Genomic DNA, 15,175 nt, shown 5'->3' with positions numbered 1-15,175 from the left:
GGTTGCCGATCTGAGAAGCTATCTGATCTGAAAAACTACCTGACCGCCCCCGGGCGGAACATCTTGAACAAGGCCTCTGGCCCCAGCTGGAAATAATCCGCCGGCCCGCCGCCGCGCAGAATCGGTTCTGCCGCGGCGGTGTCGTATATCCCATCCTTGAGCAGCCACTTGGCGATATGCACGGCGACCACTTCGCCGAGGATCAGCCAGCTGGGCACCAACTCCTGATCCACGCGCTGCAGTTGAATGATCTGGGTGACCTTGCACTCGAAGGACACCGGGCTTTCGGCTACCCGCGGCACAGCAATCACTTTCGAGGCCACGGGCGTCAGCCCCGCCAGTTCGAACTCATTGACCTCGGCCGATACGGCGGCGCAGCTCTGGTTCATCTGCTCGGCCAGCGGGCGGGTGGCGAGGTTCCAGGCGAACTCGCCGGTCTGCTCGATGTTGTTCAGGCTGTCTTTGCGACCGACGCTGGAGAAACCGATGATCGGTGGAATGTAATTGAAGGCGTTGAAAAAACTGTAGGGCGCCAGGTTCAGCCGGCCTTGCGTGTCCTGGGAGGAAATCCAGCCGATCGGCCGCGGGCCGACGATGGCATTGAACGGATCGTGGGGCAGGCCGTGGCCCTGGGCGGGTTCGTAGTAATGAATGTCTTCGGACATGACAGGCTCTTGCGCGGACAAAGAGGGAAGCTCGCCATAGTGCAAGCCATTGAACGTGAATGCCAGCTTGCGGCGCGCGGTTTTTCCCCGGGCCAGAAACACTAAGCCCGGCCGAAGCCGGGCTGCGGGACATCCCTGAGGGTTAGCCGATAGCGGCGGCAGTCCCGGTGCGATCGAAGCCGTCGGCAGCGATTGCGTCAGCGGTACCGGTGCGATCGAAACCATCGGAGGCGACTGCGCCTGCGGTGCCAGTGTGGTCGAAGCCATCGGCAGCGATAGCGGCGGCGGTGCCGGTACGATCGAAACCGTCGGAAGCCAGGCTGGCGCTGGCCGAGCTGCCCGAGGTGAAAGTGGCCGAGCCAGTGCGGTCGTAACCATCGGCGGCGAAGGTGTTGGCAGCCAGTACGGAAAGGGTCAGGGCGAGGAACAGTTTGCTTTTCATGGTGGTCACTCCAGGTTCGTTGACGTTTTGTGCAGTGGGTGTGAAATGGATACTACGCCAGTTAATTTGATTAAAAAGCGTAAATATGTGCTTAAAAATATCGATTAAATCGATGCTTGTGGCGTCAGGAACCACTGCATAAAGCCGCTTTGCTGCTTCTACGTGTTTGACGCGCCGACACCGATTTCGATGGAGGCAGGATGCGGGCAGGGCATTAACCGATCATTAACCTGTCCGGGCCGTCGAAATATCGTGATCAACGGTTTGATTGGCGGGGGCGGGAATGTTGTTGGCGATGAATGCCGGAGGGCTTGCTACGTGAGCTGGAGGGCAGGTCTTGATCGTTGAGCGGGCGGTGTTGCGGTGATCGCGGGCAAGTCGGATTGCCGCCCGCTCGCTCCTACAGAAGCACGCTTGCTCGCGATGGATTTTTACCTGACAGCACAGCGCGAGGGCCTTGCACCCTCGCGCTTTTTTTGCCGGTCAGTCAGTTTCGATCCGCGAGTGTTTGCGGGTGTCTTTCATGGTGATGTAGACCAGCAGCGACACGGCGATGCAGGCGGTGACATACCAGTAGTAACCGGTTTCCATGCCGACGCTCTTGAACCACAGCGCGATGTATTCGGCGGTGCCGCCGAAGATCGACACGGTCAGCGCGTAGGGCAGGCCCACGCCCAGGGCGCGGATCTCGGTCGGGAACAGCTCGGCCTTGACCACCGCGTTGATCGAGGTGTAGCCGCTGACGATGATCAGCGCCGCCATGATCAGGAAGAACGCACCCCACCAGCTCTGGATGGTGTGCAGGGTGGTGAGGATCGGCACGGTGAAAAGAGTGCCGAGGATGCCGAAGGCGATCAGGATCGGACGTCGGCCGATCTTGTCCGACAGCGCGCCGATCACCGGCTGCAGGCACATGAACAGGAACAGGGTCGCCGCGGAAATGGTGGTGGAGTCGGAGATGCTCATGCCGACGGTGTTCACCAGGTATTTCTGCATGTAGGTGGTGTAGGTGTAGAAGGCCAGGGTGCCGCCCATGGTCAGGCCGACCACGGTCATCAGCTCTTTCGGATGACGCATCAGGGTGCGCATCAGGCTTTCTTTCGGCTTTTCCTTCTTCTTGGTGAAGGACTCGGTTTCTTCCATGCCGCGACGCAGGTACAGCGCGACGATCGCGCACAGGGCGCCGATGCCGAACGGAATGCGCCAGCCCCAGGATTGCAGCTCTTCGGTGGTCAGCACGTTCTGCAGCACGATCAGCACCGCCAGGGCGATGAGCTGGCCGGAGATCAGGGTCACGTACTGGAAGCTGGAGAAGAAGCCACGACGTTCCTTGGTCGCCATCTCGCTGAGGTAGGTGGCCGAGGTGCCGTATTCGCCGCCGACCGACAGGCCCTGCATCAGGCGCGCCAGGACCAGCAGGATCGGGGCGCCGACGCCGATGGTTTCATAGCCGGGAGTCAGGGCGATGATCAGGGAGCCGAAGCACATCAGCAGTACCGAGGCCATCAATGCGGCCTTGCGGCCCTTGCGGTCAGCGTAGAGCCCCATCAGCCAGCCGCCGATCGGACGCATCAGGAAGCCCACGGCGAAGATCGCTGCGGTGTTGAGCAGTTGTGCGGTGGTGTCGCCCTTGGGGAAGAAGACTTTGGCGAAGTACAGGGAGAAGGCGGCGTAGACGTACCAGTCGTACCACTCGACCATGTTGCCGACCGAACCGCTGAAGATCGATTTCAGACGACTGGCGGTGGTCTTTTCTTTGGCAGGCGCAGCTGCCGCCCCAAGAGGCAGGGTTTGCGAGTTATCCATGACGGATCCTTCATTTAATTGTTTTTGTGGAGCGCGCCGAAACGCAGCCTGCTGGGGCTATAGCAGGAGCTGTGCCAGGAGCCGAGAGGCCCGGTTTAGAAGGGTCTTGAGAATTCGATGAGCGGAAATCCGCTCATTGGCGAAGGTGCGTGAGCGGAAAGTTGCCGATGAGGGTGGTGTTGCTGAGGGCGTCTTCGCGAGCAAGCTCGCTCCTACAGAAGCTAGGTGATCCCTGTAGGAGCGAGCTTGCTCGCGATAGGACCTCGGGCCTCACTCCTCCCCGAGAAACATCTCCCGCGCCAGCCCATGGCGCTGCATCTTTTCATTGAAGGTGCGGCGCGGCAGTTGCAGCTCATTGAGCACCGCCTTGATATCACCCTTGTGCCGGGTCAGCGCGGCCCGCAGGCATTGCGCCTCGAAGGCTTCCTGCTGCGCCGCCAGGGACTGGCCGGGATCGATGGCTTCCGGCTCGGGCTCGCCCAGGCCGAGCACCTGGCGTTCGGCGACGTTGGCCAGTTCGCGCACGTTGCCCGGCCAGTCGTGGCTGAGCAGGCGGCTCAACTGCGCTCCGCTCAGGGGCACGACGCCGCGGCCCAGGCGTTCGGCGGCGGCATGGGCGAAGTGTTCGTACAGCAGCGGAATGTCCTCGCGTCGATCCCGCAGCGGTGGCAGGCGCAGCTGCGCGACGTTCAGGCGGTAGGCCAGGTCTTCGCGAAAGCGCCCGGCGCGGGCTTCGTCCAGCAGGTCTGGCTTGGTCGCGGCAATGATCCGCAGATCCACGGCAATGCTCTGGTTGGACCCCAGTCGCTCGAGCTTCTGTTCCTGCAGCACACGCAGCAGCTTGACCTGCTGGGCCAGCGGCATGCTTTCGATCTCGTCGAGGAACAGGGTGCCGCCGTCGGCGTATTCCAGCTTTCCGATGCGCTTGCCCTGGGCGCCGGTAAAGGCGCCGCTTTCATGGCCGAACAACTCGGCTTCGAACAGCTGCTCGGGAATCGCCGCGCAGTTCAGGGCGACAAAGGGCTTGTCGGCGCGCGGCCCGAAATCATGCAGGCAGCGGGCGACCAGTTCCTTGCCGCTGCCGGTCTCGCCGCGGATCAGCACGTTGACCGGCAGCGCGGCCAGGTCGACCACCTGGCGCCGCAGGGTCTGCAAGGCGCGGGATACGCCGAGCAGGGTGGAGTCGATTTTCTCCCGGGTATCGGCCTGTTCGTGCAGGCGCCGGTTCTCCAGGACCAGGCTGCGTTTGTCCAGGGCACGGCGCAGGCTGCTCAGCAGGGTTTCCGGGCTGAAGGGTTTTTCCAGGAAGTCATAGGCGCCGTCGCGCATCGCTTCCACCGCCATCGGCACGTCGCCGTGGCCAGTCAGCAGGATCACCGGCAGGTCGGGGTCGCGTTGCTGCACCTGTTTGAGCAGCTCCAGGCCGCTGATGCCAGGCATGCGCACGTCGCTGAGGATCACCCCGGGGAAGTCCCTGGGCAGCCGGGCCAGGCAGTCCTCGGCGCGGCTGAACAGCTGCACCTCGAAGCCCGACAGGCTCAGCCATTGTTCGACGGCGGTACGAATACTGGCTTCGTCGTCGACCAGCATCACCGAATTCAACATGGGATATGCGCCTCCAGGTCGATGGGCAGGCTCAGGGTGAAGATCGCGCCCTGGCCTTGATTGCCGGCGCTCAGGCGCCCGCCCAGTTCGTGGACGATAGCGTAGGACACCGCCAGCCCCAGGCCCAGGCCGTCGCCCACCGGCTTGGTGGTGAAGAACGGATCGAAGACGTTCGGCAGGTGTTCTTCGGCGATGCCGCCACCGCTGTCGATGACGCTCAGGTTCCACAGCTGCTGGTCGGCTTCGAGGCGGATTTCCAGGTGCTTGAGGGGCTTGTCGTGCATGGCGTCCAGGGCGTTGCGCAGCAGGTTGATCAGCACCTGCTCCAGGCGTATGGCATCGCCGCGCACCCAGGCCGGGCGCGTCAGTTGCAGGCGCGTGTCGACCTGTTCGTCGCGCAGCCGGGTGTCCAGTAGTTGCAGGGCCTGGTCGACCACCGCCGCCAGGTCCAGGCGTTCGCGCAGGCCGCTGGGGCTCTTGCGGGCGAAGGTTTTCAGGTGGCCGGTGAGGCTGGCCATGCGGGTCAGCATGTCGTCCAGCGGCTTCAGGGCCTGGTAGGCCTCGTCGACCCGCCCGTGATCGAGCAGCAGGCGCAGGGTGGCCAGCTGCATGCGCTGGGTGGTCAGCGGCTGGTTGATCTCGTGGGCCAGGGCCGCGGACATCTGCCCCAGGGCCGCCAGCTTGGCCGATTGCACCAGGCCGTCCTGGGCGGTGCGCAGGTCGCGGGTGCGTTCCTCGACCAGGCGTTCGAGCTCTTCGCGGCTGCGCTGGCGCAGCCTGGCCAGGCGCCACCGCTGGTTGAGGAACAGCAGGAGGAACACCAGGGTCAGCCAGGCGCCGGCGGCGGCCAGGCCGGCGTTGCGTCGGTCTTCGAAGGCGATCTGTGGGCGGCGCAGCAGGTGCAGGGTCCAGCCTTCGGTGGCCAGGGGCAGGGACTCCCACAGGTAGTCGACGCTGCCGTCCGGGCCCTCGACCCGGGTCAGCGTACTGTCGTCGTCAAAGCGTCGCAGTGGCCGGTGTTCGAGCGGGGTCAGCAGTTGTTTGTCGTACTGCCGGGTGGCCTTGAGTTCGGCGCGGTCGCTGTCCGACAACGGGCGCAACTGGCGATAACGCCAGCCCGGCTGGTTGGCGATGAACACGATGCCACGGGCATCGCTGACCAGCAGGGTGTCGCTGCCCTGGCTCCATTCGCGTTCCAGTTCGGGAAACTCCAGTTTCACCACCATGGCGCCGAGGAACTGCTCCTGCTCGTCCTTGACTGCGCTGGAGAGGAAATAGCCGGGAATGCCGCTGGTGACACCCACCGCATAGAAGCGTCCGCTGCCCTGGCTGCGAGTCTGGCTGAAGTAGGGGCGAAAGCCGTAGTTGTGCCCGACGTAGCTGCTGGGCAGGCGCCAGTTGCTGGCGGCCACCGCGAGGCCGGTGTGGTCCAGCAGTTCCAGGGTGGAGGAGCGGGCGGCGCCGTTGATCCGTTCCAGTTTGCGGTTCAGGGCGTCCTGCTGTTCCGGGCCGACCGAGCCCTTGAGCGCCGAGCGCAGTTCCGGGTCCAGCGCCAGCACGGCGGGCAGGGCGCGGTAACGCTCGATCAGGGTATGCAGGGAGTTGGCGTACAACGCCAGTTGCTCGCTGGCGCGGGCGGCATCGTCTTCCAGCGCCTGACGTTCGGCATGGCGCATGGCGAAGGTCGCGCTGACCACGGCGCCGGCCAGAATCACCAGGGTATAGAAGGTCAAGCGCAGCGGGCGGGAGATCTGGACCATGAGTCAAGGGCAGGCTGAAAGGGGCAGGCAAGATAACATGCCTGTCCGAGGCTTCGTTGATCGTGGACAGCCCTGGCCCGGGCAGGCATGAAAAAGGCGGCGCTGCTCATCGAGCAACGCCGCCTTGGGTGACCGGCCGAAACGCTTACTGCACTTCTACCGCCAGGCTTTCACTGATCTTTTTCTGCCAGATGGCAGGACCGGTGATGTGCACCGACTCGCCTTTGCTGTCGACCGCGACAGTGACCGGCATGTCTTTGACTTCGAACTCGTAGATCGCTTCCATGCCCAGTTCGGCAAAGGCCAGGACCTTGGACTTCTTGATCGCCTGGGCCACCAGGTAGGCAGCGCCGCCGACGGCCATCAGGTACACGGCCTTGCTGTCCTTGATCGCTTCGATCGCGGTCGGGCCGCGCTCGGACTTGCCGATCATGCCCAAGAGGCCAGTCTGCTCGAGGATCTGGCGGGTGAACTTGTCCATCCGCGTCGCGGTGGTCGGGCCAGCCGGGCCCACCACTTCGTCACCGACCGGATCGACCGGGCCGACGTAGTAGATGAAGCGACCCTTGAGGTCCACCGGCAGGGTTTCGCCCTTGTTCAGCATCTCGACCATGCGCTTGTGCGCGGCGTCGCGACCGGTGAGCATCTTGCCGTTGAGCAGGACGGTTTCGCCCGGCTTCCAGCTCTGCACTTCTTCCGGGGTCAGGGTGTCGAGGTTGACGCGACGGGCCGACGGACCGGCTTCCCAGACGATTTCCGGGTAGGCGTCCAGAGGTGGCGCTTCCAGGGACGCAGGGCCCGAGCCGTCGAGCACGAAGTGCGCGTGACGGGTCGCGGCGCAGTTCGGGATCATGCACACCGGCAGGGAGGCGGCGTGGGTCGGGTAGTCCATGATCTTCACGTCGAGCACGGTGGTCAGGCCGCCCAGGCCCTGGGCACCGATACCCAGCTGGTTGACCTTCTCGAACAGCTCCAGGCGCATCTCTTCGATACGGTTCTGTGGGCCGCGGGCCTTCAGCTCGTGGATGTCGATGGATTCCATCAACACTTCCTTGGCCATCACCGCGGCTTTCTCGGCGGTGCCGCCGATGCCGATGCCGAGCATGCCCGGCGGGCACCAGCCGGCGCCCATGGTCGGAACGGTCTTCAGCACCCAGTCGACGATCGAGTCGGACGGGTTGAGCATGGCCATCTTCGACTTGTTCTCGGAACCGCCGCCCTTGGCCGCCACGTCCACTTCCACGGTGTTGCCGGGAACGATGGAGTAGTGGATGACCGCCGGGGTGTTGTCCTTGGTGTTTTTACGAGCGCCCGCCGGGTCGGCGAGGATCGAGGCCCGCAAGACGTTTTCCGGCAGGTTGTAAGCGCGACGCACGCCTTCGTTGATCATGTCGTCCAGGCCCATGGTCGCGCCGTCCCAGCGCACGTCCATGCCCACGCGTACGAATACGGTGACGATACCGGTGTCCTGGCAGATCGGGCGGTGGCCGGTGGCACACATGCGCGAGTTGATCAGGATCTGCGCCATGGAGTCACGGGCCGCTGGCGATTCTTCGCGCAGGTAGGCTTCGTGCATCGCCTGGATGAAGTCCACGGGGTGGTAGTAGGAAATGAATTGCAGGGCGTCGGCAACGCTCTGAATCAGGTCGTCTTGCTTGATCACGGTCATGAGTCGCGCTCCTCTAAAAGACGGGAACATTTAATAAGGTGCTTGCAGCTTGGGTGCATCGGTCGGTTGCAAACACCTTCAAGGCACGCCGGACACACTGGCGCGACGCTAAAAAGGCGCGGCAGTATACCGCGCCTCGGGGCCAGGCACACGCGCCGGCAGTCAAACCAAAGTCGCATGCCCGGGACACGCCAGCCGGGGATGCCGCCAGGCATGACGGTGAGTGCGGCCCGGGGCGGGATGGCGCCGGGCGGGGACAAAAATGGGATAGTTATTTTTTTGCGACACCACTAAAGTGGCAAGTGGCCTGTAGGGTAGGAAACTCTTTAAAGCCCCCTTTCGCATGGTGAGTCAACGATTGACCCATAACGCTATCCAGAGTCTTTTACTCAAGCGCTTCGTTCTTGCGGCGGGTACCTATGGACTGGCGTTACTGCTGCTCTGGCTGGCGATTTTCAGTGGCTACTATTCGGCGCCGCTGCGTTCGGCGCTGATCGATACCGGCTTGGTGGTGCTGAGCCAGGCGGTGCTGCTCTGGCTGTTTGTGTCCGGGCGCAACCTGCGCTTTCGCGACCCGAGCCTGACCGAGATCCAGATCCTCCTGGGCATCGGCTGGCAGACCTGGATGCTGGCCCACCTCGATACCGCGCGCGGCACCTTCCTGGTGTTCTATCCGCTGATGCTGTTGTTCGGCCTGTTCCATCTGCCGCGCCGGGCCTTCGTGCGGTGCGCCCTGTGCATTTTCATCGGCTTTGCCGGGATCACGCTGTGGGACGGTTACCACTTCCGCCTGGCCGATCCGATGCTCGCCGTGCTGCAGGTGTGCGTGCTGTTCGTGGTGCTGGCCTGGCTGTGCCTGTATGCCAGCTATGTGCAGGCTTCCCGGCAGCGCATGCGGCAACGGCGCTTCGCCTTGCAGGCGCACCAGGACACCTTGCGCGGCATGATGCGACAACTGGAAGACCTGGTCGCCACCGACGAACTGACCGGCCTGTACAATCGACGGCATTTCCTGCGGCTGGCGTCGCGCGAACTGCACGCGATGAGCCTGGACCAGATGCATGGCCTGGCGCTGATCGACCTCGATCACTTCAAGCGGATCAACGACGTGCACGGCCATGCCGCCGGCGATCAGGTGCTGCAGGCGTTCGCCGCCGTGGCCAGCGCCTGCTTGCGCGATGGTGATGTATTGGCCCGCTACGGCGGCGAGGAGTTTGTCATGTTGTTGCCCGATTGCGATCCCGAACGCCTGACCTCCTGCTGCGAGCGCCTGCGCGTGGCCTTCATGGACGCCCAGTTGATCGGGGTCGAGGTGCATGGCCTGAGCCTGTCCGTGGGGATGACCCTGGTGGAGCTGGGCGACGATCTGGACGACGCCCTGCAACGCGCCGACCAGGCGCTGTACCGGGCCAAGCGCGACGGGCGCAACCGCTGCGCCGCGGCCTGGGAAAATATCGATGCCTGAGCTGCGTGTCGGTGAGCGGCAGTGGTCGGTGGCCGCCGGCAGCAATCTGCTCGATGCCTTGAATCAGGCTGGCGTGGCGGTGCCTTACAGCTGCCGTGCCGGCAGTTGTCACGCCTGCCTGGTGCACTGCGTCGAGGGCCTGCCCAGCGACAGCCGGCCCGATGCCCTGAGCGACGATCAGCGCCAGCGCGGCTGGCGGCTGGCCTGCCAGTGTCAGGTGGTGGAGGACCTGCGGGTCGAAACCTACGACCCGCTGCGCGATGGCGCGCCGGCCGAGGTGGTGGGCGTCGACTGGCTGTCGGCCACGGTGCTGCGCCTGCGCTTGCAGCCGGAGCGCAACCTGCGTTATCAGGCCGGCCAGCACCTGGTGCTGTGGACGGCCTCCGGCGTGGCGCGGCCGTATTCGCTGGCGAGCCTGCCCGGCGAAGACCGCTTTCTCGAGTTCCACCTCGATTGCCGCCAGCCCGGCGAGTTCAGCGACGCGGCGCGCCAGCTCAAGCCCGGCGATGGTTTGCGCCTGGGCGAGCTGCGCGGCGGGGCGCTGCATTACGACCCGGACTGGCAAACCCGGCCATTGTGGCTGCTGGCGGCGGGCACCGGGCTGGCGCCCTTGTTCGGCATCCTGCGCGAGGCCTTGCGCCAGGATCATCAAGGCGCCATCCGCGTCATTCACCTGGCCCATGACGCCAGCGAACATTACCTGGCCAAGCCTCTGGCGGCGCTGGCGGCGAGCCGCGCCAACCTCAGTGTCGAGCTATGGACCGCGACCGAGCTGCCAGCGGCTTTGGCACAACTGCGGCTTGTTTCGCGGCAAACCCAGGCCTTACTCTGCGGGCACCCCGACAGCGTCGATGCCTTCGCCCGACGTTTGTACCTGGCGGGGCTGCCGCGCAATCAACTGCTGGCCGACGTATTCCTGCCCCGTGGTTGAGCGCTGATCCGGCCTGAGCGAGACCCCCATGACCGATACCATCCTGCTTGAACGCGAGGGCGGGCTGTTGACCCTGCGTCTGAACCGCCCGGACAAGAAAAATGCCCTGACCCGGGTCATGTACAGCCAGTTGGCCGAAGGACTGCGACAAGCCGACGCCGACCCTGAGGTCCGTGCGGTTCTGCTCAGCGGCAGCAGCGACTGCTTTACCGCCGGCAACGACATTGCCGACTTCCTCCAGCAGCCGCCCAGCGGGCTCGACAGCCCGGTCTTCCAGTTCATGCGCAGCCTGTTCGAATGCCGCAAGCCGGTGGTCGCCGCGGTCGCGGGCCCGGCCGTGGGGATTGGCACCACCCTGTTGCTGCATTGCGACCTGGTGTACGTCAGCCGCGATGCCCGCTTGCGCATGCCTTTCGTCAATCTCGGCTTGTGCCCGGAGTTCGGTTCCAGCCTGATCCTGCCGCGCCTGCTCGGGCCGGCCAGGGCCGCGGAGCTGTTGCTGCTGGGCGAAGGTTTCAGCGGTGAACAGGCGGCGCAGTGGGGCATTGCCAACCTGGCCTTGGCCGATGGCGTGGCGACCCTGGACAAGGCCCGGGAGATGGCGCTGCGTTTCGAGAAGCTGGCGCCGCAGGCGGTGCAGATCAGCAAGCAGCTGATGCGCACGCCCGATCGCGAACAACTGCGCAAGGTGATCGAGGAGGAGGGCATCCTGTTCACCCAGCGCCTGCATTCGCCGGAAGCACTGGCTGCCTTGTCGGGGTTTCTTGCCAAGGGCTGATTCCAGCCCTGTAGGAACGAAGCTTGCTCGCGATCGCGGGCAACGCGTTGTTTCTGGTGGGCCGCGGTGTAGCTATCGCGGGCAAGTCGGATCGCCGCCCGCTCGCTCCTACAGGTTCGCAGGATCCATAAAAAAGCCCCGCAGTCTTCACTGCGGGGCTTTTTATTGTTGCATCAGGGGGACTCAGACCATCGGGTCGCCAACGTGCAGGATCTTCATGCCGTTGGTGCCGCCGGTGGTGTGGTAGCTGTCGCCCTTGGTCAGGATCACCCAGTCGCCTTTCTCCACGACGCCGCGCTTGACCAACTCGTCGATGGCCTTCTGGCTGACTTCGCTTGGCGGCAGGGATGCCGGGTCGAACGGGATGGTGTAGACGCCACGGAACATCGCAGTGCGGGCCTGGGCTTCGCGGTGCGGGGTGAACGCGTAGATCGGCACCGAGGAGCGGATACGCGACATGATCAGCGGGGTGTAGCCGCTTTCAGTCAAGGCGATGATCGCTTTAACGCCCGGGAAGTGGTTGGCGGTGTACATGGTGGCCAGGGCAATGCTCTCGTCGCAGCGCTCGAAGGTCTTGCCGATGCGGTGGCTGGAGGTCTTGCTGGTCGGGTGCTTTTCCGCGCCGATGCAGATACGCGCCATGGCCTGGACCGCTTCGAGCGGGTAGGCGCCGGCGGCGGATTCGGCGGACAGCATCACGGCGTCGGTGTAGTCGAGCACGGCGTTGGCCACGTCGGACACTTCGGCACGGGTCGGCATCGGGTTCTGGATCATCGACTCCATCATCTGGGTCGCGACGATCACCGCCTTGTTGTGGCGACGCGCGTGCAGGATGATTTTCTTCTGGATGCCCACCAGCTCGGCGTCGCCGATTTCCACGCCCAGGTCACCACGGGCCACCATCACGGCGTCGGAGGCCTTGATCAGGCCGTCGAGGGTTTCGTCGTTGGCCACGGCTTCGGCGCGCTCGATCTTCGCCACCAGCCAGGCGGTGCCGCCGGCCTCGTCGCGCAGTTGGCGGGCGTATTCCATGTCCGCGGCGTCGCGCGGGAAGGACACGGCTAGGTAGTCCAGGTCCATGGCCGCGGCCAGCTTGATGTCGGCCTTGTCTTTTTCGGTCAGGGCCGGGGCGGTCAGGCCGCCACCGCGACGGTTGATGCCCTTGTGATCCGACAGCGGGCCGCCGATGGTCACGACGCAATGCAGTTCGGTGTTGGTGGCGGTTTCGACGCGCATCACCACGCGGCCGTCGTCGAGCAGCAGTTCGTCGCCCACGCCGCAGTCCTTGACCAGGTCCGGATAGTCGATGCCGACGATGTCCTGGTTACCTTCGGTCAGCGGGTGGCTGGTGGAGAAGGTGAACTTGTCACCGATCTTCAGCTCGATGCGCTTGTTGGCGAATTTGGCGATACGGATCTTCGGGCCTTGCAGGTCACCCAGCAGCGCGACGAAGCGGCCATGCTTGGCGGCCAGGTCACGCACCAGCTTGGCGCGAGCCTTGTGCTCGTCCGGGGTGCCGTGGGAGAAGTTCAGGCGGGCGACGTCCAGGCCAGCCAGAATCAGCTGTTCGAGAACTTCCGGCGAGTTACTGGCCGGGCCAAGGGTAGCGACGATTTTGGTACGACGGACGGACATGCAAAGACTCCTGAGTTCAAGCGCAACGAGAGGCTACTATGGTCCGCAGCTGTAGTCATTGTTCGTTTGCACTACTTATTCGTTTGTTTCTTTAAACGAACATTCCTGAAGATTTTCCAACGCGGGTCGATAACGTGCACAAGACAGGAGAACCCCCATGCGATTCGTGCTCATTGCTGCCCTGGCCGTCAGTGTTGTCGGCTGTACCCGCTGGTCGATGGACCATCATCTGAATACCGCCTACCGCGCCTATGACGCCGGCAACTGCGAACGGGTGATACTCGAACTGAGCCAGGTCGACCGCACGAGTCGCTCGCGCCCTTATATCCAGCCCGAGGTATCGATGCTGCGCGGACAGTGCCTGGAGCGGCAGAAGCTGTTCCTCGATGCGGCGCAGACCTATCAGTACATCATCACCGAGCACCCCAACAGCGAATACGCCTACCGCGCCCGCGCGCGCCTGGAAACCCTGCAGCAACTGGGGCATTTCCCTTCGCGCGGCAGCGCTCAAGCGCGTCCGACCGCGTTGTAACAATCGTCATCAGGCTATTGCTGATCCCGCATGAGCCTTGAGCTAACATCTGTGAGCCTGTTTTAGAGTATTGTTTCTAAAATGGGCCGACCGGGGCCGACAGTCCTCGGCGCGACGATGTTGAATGACCTTCTTGAATAGCGATGCATGACATGTTCACGGACCGGCGGATCGAGCGGCACCAGTTGCCGTGTTTTTTGAAAGTGTTCAATCGGCTGACCGATCGACCCATCGGTTATCTGGGCAACGTCTCCGAAGACGGCTTCATGTTGATCAGCCAGTTGCCGATGCTGATCGGCGCCGACTTCGAGTTGCGCCTGCAGGTGCCCGGCCGCGACGGCCAGCTGCAATCGATCGAGATCACTGCCTCCTGCCGCTGGTGCCATGAAGATGTCACGCCCCATCATTACGACACCGGCTTCGTGCTGCTGCGTTCGCCTCCCGAGTACCGCGAGCTGGTGACGGCCTTGCGCAGCTACTTCAGTTTCTACCCGTTGCAGACCTCCGCCTGACCGTTACAGCGTCCCGGCCTTTTTCCAGCTGAGGTAACGGGTCACCAGTTCCGCCCCCAGTTCACCCGGCCGCACATCGAGCAGGGCAACGCCCTGGGCGCTCAGGCGCTCATGCAGGTCGGCACGGGCATTCAGGTAATTGATCGTGCCGCAGTAAGTCAGGGCGTCGGGCAGGTTGTGCACGGGCGCCTGGTGCAGCTGATCGAGGACTTCCTCGCGCAGGCTGGCCACCAGCACCCGGTGCTGGCGCCCGAGGCGCTTGACCGCGGTCAGCAGTTCCTCGTCGTCCTCGTCCCGCAGATTGGTCACCAGCACCACCAGGGCCCGGCGTTTCTGCCGAGCCAGCAGCTCGCTGGCGGCGGCCTGGAAGTCGGCGCAGCGCTGGCTGCTGTCCAGGTCGTAGACGGCGTTGAGCAAGGCGCTCAACTGGCCCGCGCCCTTGACCGGCGCCAGGTAGCGGCGGCGTTCGCCGGCAAAGGTGCTCAGGCCCACCGCGTCGCCCTGGCGCAAGGCGACATAACTGAGCAGCAGGCAGGCGTTGAGCGCATGGTCGAAATGCGCCAGTTCACCGTCCTGGCTGCGCATGCGTCGACCGCAGTCGAGCATGAAGACGATCTGCTGGTCGCGTTCGTCCTGGTACTCGCGGGCAATCGGCGTGCGTTGCCGGGCGGTGGCTTTCCAGTCGATCTGGCGCAGGCTGTCGCCTTCGCGAAACTCGCGCAGCTGGTTGAACTCCAGGCCCAGGCCACGACGCGGCTGTTGCCGTACGCCGATCTGGTTCAGCCAGTTGTCGACAGCCAGCAGCCGGGCGCCGTAGAGGCGGGCGAAATCCGGGTAGACGCGCGTGCTGTCGTTGAGCTTCAGCAACCGACGCGCCGACCACAGGCCCAGTGGGCTGGGCAGGCTGATCTCGCAGCGCTCGAAGTTGAAATGGCCGCGCTTGAGCGGACGCACCCGATAACCTAGCGCCTGCGACTGGCCCGGCTCCAGGAGCAGTGACTGCGGCAGGTATTCGAAGCCCAGGCCATCCGGCACATGATCGAACAGTTCCAGGGTCAGCGGCTGGGTAAAGTCGTGGCGAACCTCCAGGCGCACTTCGCTCCAGCGGCCCAGGGGCAGGCTGCCGGGCAGCTGGCGCTGGAGCTGGGGCGAAGGCAGGCGCCTGAGCCTGAAGGCATCCAGCATGGCCAGCAGCAACAGGGCCAGGAGCAGGCCCCAGGCAATCGCTTGCAGGCTGGCGGCGACCGCCAGGCCGTAGGCGCGCGCGGCGCCGAGCAGCACGTCCAGCGCCAGCAATACGCCAAGCCAGGTCAGAAACAGGCGTGTGGGTTTCATCGCTTCGGCGGGCTCGCAGTCATGAAGCTCATAGTCATGA

At 64.3% G+C, this 15,175-nt stretch carries 13 protein-coding genes; 5 read left to right on the top strand and 8 right to left on the bottom strand.

Translation table 11 applies throughout. The annotated features are described in order from the left end of the window. Positions 1 to 35: 35 nt before the first annotated feature. The 6 genes from DK261_RS32200 to DK261_RS32175 form a co-directional block, all read right to left on the bottom strand. A complete protein-coding gene (locus tag DK261_RS32200; protein WP_038634717.1) occupies positions 36 to 665 on the bottom strand; it encodes a flavin reductase family protein in 630 nt (209 codons plus the stop codon). Positions 666 to 807: 142 nt separating this feature from the next. Further along, entirely contained in the window at positions 808 to 1,107 is a 300-nt protein-coding gene (locus tag DK261_RS32195; protein WP_110177453.1) for a hypothetical protein, read from the bottom strand. Between the two features lie 483 nt (positions 1,108 to 1,590). Then, on the bottom strand, positions 1,591 to 2,913 hold the full coding sequence (locus DK261_RS32190; protein WP_009050506.1) for an MFS transporter: 1,323 nt from the start codon (positions 2,911 to 2,913) through the stop codon (positions 1,591 to 1,593). Between the two features lie 270 nt (positions 2,914 to 3,183). Then, positions 3,184 to 4,518 (bottom strand): sigma-54 dependent transcriptional regulator, encoded by a 1,335-nt coding sequence (locus DK261_RS32185; RefSeq protein ID WP_038634714.1) that lies wholly within the window; start codon positions 4,516 to 4,518, stop codon positions 3,184 to 3,186. Continuing rightward, positions 4,512 to 6,278: an ATP-binding protein gene (locus DK261_RS32180; protein WP_110177451.1), complete on the bottom strand. Its 1,767-nt coding sequence runs from the start codon at positions 6,276 to 6,278 to the stop codon at positions 4,512 to 4,514. The genes DK261_RS32185 and DK261_RS32180 overlap by 7 nt, the downstream gene beginning before the upstream one ends. A 145-nt stretch (positions 6,279 to 6,423) precedes the next feature. After that, positions 6,424 to 7,947: a fumarate hydratase gene (locus DK261_RS32175; RefSeq protein ID WP_085714470.1), complete on the bottom strand. Its 1,524-nt coding sequence runs from the start codon at positions 7,945 to 7,947 to the stop codon at positions 6,424 to 6,426. A 358-nt stretch (positions 7,948 to 8,305) separates the two neighbouring features. Between DK261_RS32175 and DK261_RS32165 the strand changes: the two genes are divergently transcribed. From DK261_RS32165 to DK261_RS32155, 3 genes are read left to right on the top strand one after another with little or no spacing between them, the layout of a single operon-like run. Further along, positions 8,306 to 9,412 carry a diguanylate cyclase gene (locus DK261_RS32165; protein ID WP_028683253.1) on the top strand — a complete coding sequence of 369 codons (1,107 nt, stop codon included), beginning with the start codon at positions 8,306 to 8,308 and terminating at the stop codon, positions 9,410 to 9,412. Then, the gene (locus DK261_RS32160; RefSeq protein WP_009050501.1) at positions 9,405 to 10,343 is read left to right on the top strand and encodes an iron-sulfur-binding ferredoxin reductase; all 939 of its coding nucleotides are present in this window, start codon (positions 9,405 to 9,407) and stop codon (positions 10,341 to 10,343) included. The genes DK261_RS32165 and DK261_RS32160 overlap by 8 nt, the downstream gene beginning before the upstream one ends. A 28-nt stretch (positions 10,344 to 10,371) precedes the next feature. Beyond that, the gene (locus tag DK261_RS32155) at positions 10,372 to 11,121 is read left to right on the top strand and encodes an enoyl-CoA hydratase-related protein (RefSeq protein WP_110177447.1); all 750 of its coding nucleotides are present in this window, start codon (positions 10,372 to 10,374) and stop codon (positions 11,119 to 11,121) included. 183 nt (positions 11,122 to 11,304) lie between these two features. Here the strand turns inward: DK261_RS32155 and pyk are convergent, their stop codons facing one another. Beyond that, positions 11,305 to 12,756 carry a pyruvate kinase gene (gene pyk / locus DK261_RS32150; protein WP_016703372.1) on the bottom strand — a complete coding sequence of 484 codons (1,452 nt, stop codon included), beginning with the start codon at positions 12,754 to 12,756 and terminating at the stop codon, positions 11,305 to 11,307. Positions 12,757 to 12,913: 157 nt separating this feature from the next. On the opposite strand from pyk, the gene DK261_RS32145 reads away from it, so the two are divergent. Together DK261_RS32145 and DK261_RS32140 are read left to right on the top strand one after the other, a co-directional pair. Next, on the top strand, positions 12,914 to 13,288 hold the full coding sequence (locus tag DK261_RS32145) for a tol-pal system YbgF family protein (protein WP_009050498.1): 375 nt from the start codon (positions 12,914 to 12,916) through the stop codon (positions 13,286 to 13,288). Between the two features lie 152 nt (positions 13,289 to 13,440). Then, a complete protein-coding gene (locus DK261_RS32140; protein ID WP_009050497.1) occupies positions 13,441 to 13,800 on the top strand; it encodes a PilZ domain-containing protein in 360 nt (119 codons plus the stop codon). A 3-nt stretch (positions 13,801 to 13,803) separates the two neighbouring features. Here DK261_RS32140 and DK261_RS32135 read toward each other — a convergent pair whose 3' ends face one another. Further along, a complete protein-coding gene (locus DK261_RS32135; protein WP_110177445.1) occupies positions 13,804 to 15,135 on the bottom strand; it encodes a DUF58 domain-containing protein in 1,332 nt (443 codons plus the stop codon). Positions 15,136 to 15,175: the final 40 nt, after the last annotated feature.

It is taken from the genome of Pseudomonas sp. RW409 (assembly GCF_003184125.1).
GTDB classification, from domain to species: Bacteria; Pseudomonadota; Gammaproteobacteria; order Pseudomonadales; family Pseudomonadaceae; genus Aquipseudomonas; species Aquipseudomonas chlororaphis_I.
This window is presented reverse-complemented; position numbering and strand designations above follow the sequence as displayed.